The sequence below is a fragment of the Phytobacter sp. V91 genome, assembly GCF_965644225.1.
Lineage (GTDB): Bacteria > Pseudomonadota > Gammaproteobacteria > Enterobacterales > Enterobacteriaceae > CBFFRJ01.
This window is the reverse complement of the sequence record NZ_CBFFRJ010000212.1, coordinates 1-4,873: the sequence shown is the minus strand read 5'-3', so window position 1 is coordinate 4,873 and position 4,873 is coordinate 1. Positions and strand designations below refer to the sequence as shown.

General features: G+C 46.0%; 2 protein-coding genes, 1 tRNA gene and 1 pseudogene. 2 read left to right on the top strand and 2 right to left on the bottom strand.

The features are described from left to right. Positions 1 to 165: 165 nt before the first annotated feature. Positions 166 to 681, bottom strand: a pseudogene (mug, locus tag ACSZO4_RS24620) (G/U mismatch-specific DNA glycosylase). Between the two features lie 126 nt (positions 682 to 807). On the opposite strand from mug, the gene ACSZO4_RS24615 reads away from it, so the two are divergent. Both ACSZO4_RS24615 and ACSZO4_RS24610 read left to right on the top strand, forming a co-directional pair. Further along, a tRNA-Ile gene (locus ACSZO4_RS24615) sits at positions 808 to 883 on the top strand. A gap of 686 nt (positions 884 to 1,569) precedes the next feature. Further along, positions 1,570 to 3,570: a hypothetical protein gene (locus tag ACSZO4_RS24610; protein WP_437891712.1), complete on the top strand. Its 2,001-nt coding sequence runs from the start codon at positions 1,570 to 1,572 to the stop codon at positions 3,568 to 3,570. A 154-nt stretch (positions 3,571 to 3,724) separates the two neighbouring features. On the opposite strand, the gene ACSZO4_RS24605 is transcribed toward ACSZO4_RS24610, so the two are convergent. Next, the gene (locus tag ACSZO4_RS24605) at positions 3,725 to 4,645 is read right to left on the bottom strand and encodes a CatB-related O-acetyltransferase (RefSeq protein ID WP_437891711.1); all 921 of its coding nucleotides are present in this window, start codon (positions 4,643 to 4,645) and stop codon (positions 3,725 to 3,727) included. Positions 4,646 to 4,873: the final 228 nt, after the last annotated feature.

Sequence of the window (4,873 nt, the reverse complement as noted above, 5' to 3'; positions counted from 1 at the left end):
GATTCGACACCCATATCAAAACCGGTAACTCTCAACCTTTCAAGGTCAAGTGTCAGATCAAGTCGCGACTAATACACCTCATTTTTCTTTTTACAACAACGTGCGAGTCGAACTCTCAAAATAGGTAGTAGCTCATCACTATAAAAGCCCGATTCATTGATTTCATTAATAAATGAGTGAATGGCACCCAAACTCTAGTCCACGTAAAATCAGGGCTTCATCCAGTTCGCGATAATCCTGAACCAGTTTTTCCAGCTTCGCCATGTTTAAGCTACTCGGGTTCGGCAGCCTCCAGATCTGGGTAACTCCGATAGTAAAGCTTTGCTTGCCCCATGACTCGCCTCGTACGCTGAACTCTTTCTCAAAAGCGTTCTTACCTAAAATCGCGAGTGCAACAGGTTGGTAGTCCTCAATTTTCGTAATGAGTACACGCTAGCCGCTACGTAGCTCATGCAGCCCGACTTCACTGGCCTGCACAGTCGGTCTTTCCACCAACATAGCGATGCCGCACTGTGTATCTAGCAGATGTAATTCTTCTTCAGGTAGAAACAGCTGCTCGGTAAACCCAGCCTGGTGAATGACCTTCCAGAAACGGTTACCAGGATGTGAGCGCAGATGATTTACCTAGATTAATACCGCAGAAACGACACGTAGGCCTGGCTCAAGAATATTGAGGATCATAATTAGCTCCAGAAAGATGGAATCAAACCTTAGTATAACGGATTGAAATCTCGCTGTTTATAAAACAAGCAGCTGGATGATTGGCGCTGGATTGCCCAAGGAAGTTACTTTATAATCCTCCGCCACGGCCCCTTAGCTCAGTGGTTAGAGCAGGCGACTCATAATCGCTTGGTCGCTGGTTCAAGTCCAGCAGGGGCCACCAAACAAAACAAGGAGTTAGATGAGAAATCATCTGACTCCTTTTTCGTTTATACGAATCGGGCCAGGTAAGGGACTGTCCCCCAGAGCTTGATTTTGAGTTATGGAGGATGGATGCCCCTGCTATCAAGTTCCCATGACTCCTTTTTTGTTCTTCCGCTCGCATCTCTTATGACGATCGGCGAAATACCACCGGGCAGCGGCGTGACCGCGGTTCAGTATCATCCTGGTAAATATGCATATGATGACACCACATACCCCGGTGATGCAGCCTAAACACAACACAATCCTTTTACCCACTTCTGAACTGTCCCCCAAAAGTTGGACACCCAACTGAGTAAGATATAGTTTTTTATGCCCTGAGCGAGCCTGACAACCTGCTTCACCAAAAATCCGCTTGGCTCAACGAGTCCGTATGACTTATTTGATAACGCGTAGAATTTTGACATAGCTGTTAACAGTATTACTGCAGCTATCTGGAAGGACCGTTTTGGAAAGGATCGCCTTAGTTGGTATGGTATCTAATCTCTCGCAATGCAATTGATGCTTAACTATGGCTATATCACGGCGTAATCTTCTGAGCTGGGCGTTACCCTCGTCAGTCCTGACACTGTCTGTCAGTGAGAAGTTAATGGCGAGTACTACCGCCAGGACGGGGACTGATCTCAGCCCAAAGTAGTGCCCGCCGGTTTGACTTCTGAGTCGGCTGGCGGTATCGGTACCGGAAAATGGGTGGGGGTTGGCGATGCAACCCTGCGATCAAATCTGGCAAATAAAACCAACGATACGCTAGGTGACTCGCTGCTGGGCGTAAAGCAACCTTTTGCGAATGCAGTGGCAAGAACTCAGCATGACTTCAATGCGCAGTTCGTCACGGTAATGGATGCGGGGGCGAAAGCCGATGGTGTAAGCAATGACTCACAGGCCTTTGCTCTGTTCGAGACCTGGAAATCAGGGCAAATTGTAGACCTCCACGGGAAAACCTATCTGGTCGATGCCATTCCGACAGCAAACCGCTATATGAACGGGCGTTTCCTTGTCAGAACGACGGCGTATGACACCTGGTATGAGCCGATGCGCATCTGGAATGGCATCATTACCGCCGGTAAAAACGCCCTGAAAAAATTCGGCCCGACCGATGGTTCCTCCCAGTCACTGATTGTGTTTGGTACGGAAGCCTGTGCCAGTGCAGCCCCCGGTGCATCGGGTGGTGTGGCTCTTGGGGACGGTGTACATCAGTTTTCGCCCTTTATCCCGTACCAGACGGTGGCGATTGGTAAGGGGGCATTCGCCCGCTTGCAGCCAGATTCCTCATCGTTATCGGGCACGAACGGTAACCGCAATGTGGGGGTGGGGGCCTATGTAGGGCTTTTCACCACAACCGGGTATCAGAACGTGTTTATGGGGAGAAATACGGGGTCAGGCATTACCACTGGCTATCAGAATGCATGCTACGGAACAGGGGCATTATCTGGTGCTGCGCCGGTGGGTATTGAGGGCGAAGTCGTTAACCTTATCGATTTCACGGTGTCCAGAACCTGTTCATTTGGCTACAACGCTGGCAAGAATAACTTCAACGGTAATAGCTCCGTTCATATGGGTGACAGAGCAGCTGTAAACCTCAAATCCGGGTCGCTCAGTGTTTATATTGGTTCGCTTTCTGCCTACAACCTGGGCTCGGATACCGATTTAAACGGCAAGCTGTACACTAAAACAACCTCAGAATCTGCGACTTATTCTCAGACCGGCACAACAGTGACTGTCACCTGTTCCGCAGCGCACACCGCGGTGGTGGGGGGCAAGGTAATGATGTCGTTTTCCTCAGGCTCAATCGCCGGGAGAACGACAGATGCATTCTGGATTACACCAATGTCCATTGTGTCACCCACCGTTTTTACGTTTGTCAGCCCCATTTACGAAAGCACAAGTGGCAACTGCATCGTCGGTACGGTGTCAGGTATGGTGAACGGCACTGATAACTCTCACAACACCATCGTGGGCTATGGCGCATTGTCAGGCGCGCTTACGTCGGAAGGTATGACGGTACTTGGTTATCAGGCGGGTGCGAATCTGAAGGCCGGGTATCGCAGCACGTTACTTGGGCGTATGGCCGGCAACACGATACTGGGGGGGAGCGCGAATACCGATTTTGGCACAAACTGCGTGGCTATCGGTGATGTTACCTTACTATCGGGTAATAATCAGTTCCAGCTAGGTAACTCCACACAAACCGTCTATTACTACCAGATGCAACAGCGCTCTGATGAGAGGGACAAGGCCGACAAACGGGAGATAGAGGGTGAACTTGCCGTTGCTTTTGTAAGAGGGCTGGAACCTCACTTCTACAAATTCGACTACCGGGATGACTACTATGAAGAATACAAAGTGCAGGTCGGCGTTGATGATGAGGCTCAGCCGGTATTCGAAACTCGTCTACGCCCTGTGGAAAAAGACGGAAGAAAGAAACGCAATCGAGACCATGCAGGCTTTCTGGCCCAGCAGGTTAAAGAGCTCATGGACAGGCTCGGGATTGATTTCGGTATGTATCAGGACCATCAGATTAACGGTGGAATGGACATCAAGACTCTCGACTATCAACAGGCGCTCCCGTTTGTGACTAAGGCGCTGGATGTGGCATTCCGCAGGCTTGATGATATCGAAGCCCGTCTCGCTAAGCTGGAAAAAAAGTAATTACATTGTGACAAGGAAGTCGCCTATCAAACAAATTAATTAGGTTCGAGAAATCAATTCAATGCGGAAAACATGGTAAGAGTCTGTTTCATTTTTTGCATCACCCCGAAAAACAGGATGATGCGAAATTTTAAATTAATAATAATCGCCGGCGTTACTTGACATGGTCAGCATTCTTATTGCCTCCAAATGTGTCAACAAAAACTTTAATATCACCCAACAAGTATGGCAATGCATTATCTATATCTTCATCAGACCATTGCCACCACTGAATACTCAATAGGGAATCGATTATGTCTTTGTCATGACGATATCGAATAATTCTTGCTGGCGTTCCACCTACAATTGCATATGGAGGAACATTTTTATTTACTAAGCTATTTGCGGCTATTACTGCTCCATCTCCAATGCTGATCCCAGACATAATTGTGGATCCATGTCCAATCCATACATCATTCCCTATAATTACATCGCCATTAGTGAAGTGATCTCTAACATCAAGAGTTTTAGCTCCAGGCCAATGTTTGCTTAATGTTTTAAAAGGATAGGTCGATGCTGTATTAATTCTGTGATTACCTAATATTATTACTACTTCACCTGCAATTGAACAGAATTTACCTATAGTTAGACTGGCCATTTTAGGTTCAAGTACGGTTGGTCTACCATATGTATGGTCTCCAATGCTCCAACCAAATACAGAAATTTTATCTGACAAATATTTCCGAGTCAGCGATCTAGGTCTTATCCTTTCATCCCATTCAAAACTAATAGCTTCCAAAACATGTATTATGTTCTTTTTTCCATTAAGTAAATAATGGCCTCTAATGACCAACTTGTCTTTATTGTAACTTATTTGATCAAAGCGAGTGCTTATTATCCCTTTTTCATTAAGGAAGCAAATATTTCCATTATCCAGCCTCCATGAGGTCTCATTCTTATTATAATGCCCGTAAATTGAACCATCTTGATTTAATCTGATTGGTTCTACTGAGTGAGATCCATCATCTCTTGACATTCTAAAATAAAGAGATGAGATTTCTGAGACACTTGGAAGAGACTGATTTGAGTTATTCATTATACATTTATTTGTACATTTATAATTTGGTTACACAAAAAATACCACTTCATCATTCTGAAGTGAAATGGTATTGTTTAAAAATCGAGATAATTATCATAACTACATACAAAGAAGTTCCGTTGATGTAGCAGCCATGTACAAAGCCCACCTTTAAGGAAGGTGCGATTTAATCGTCAGTTATGAGAACATAAGGCTTTCTTTGCCATAGATTTTTCACGATGCCCG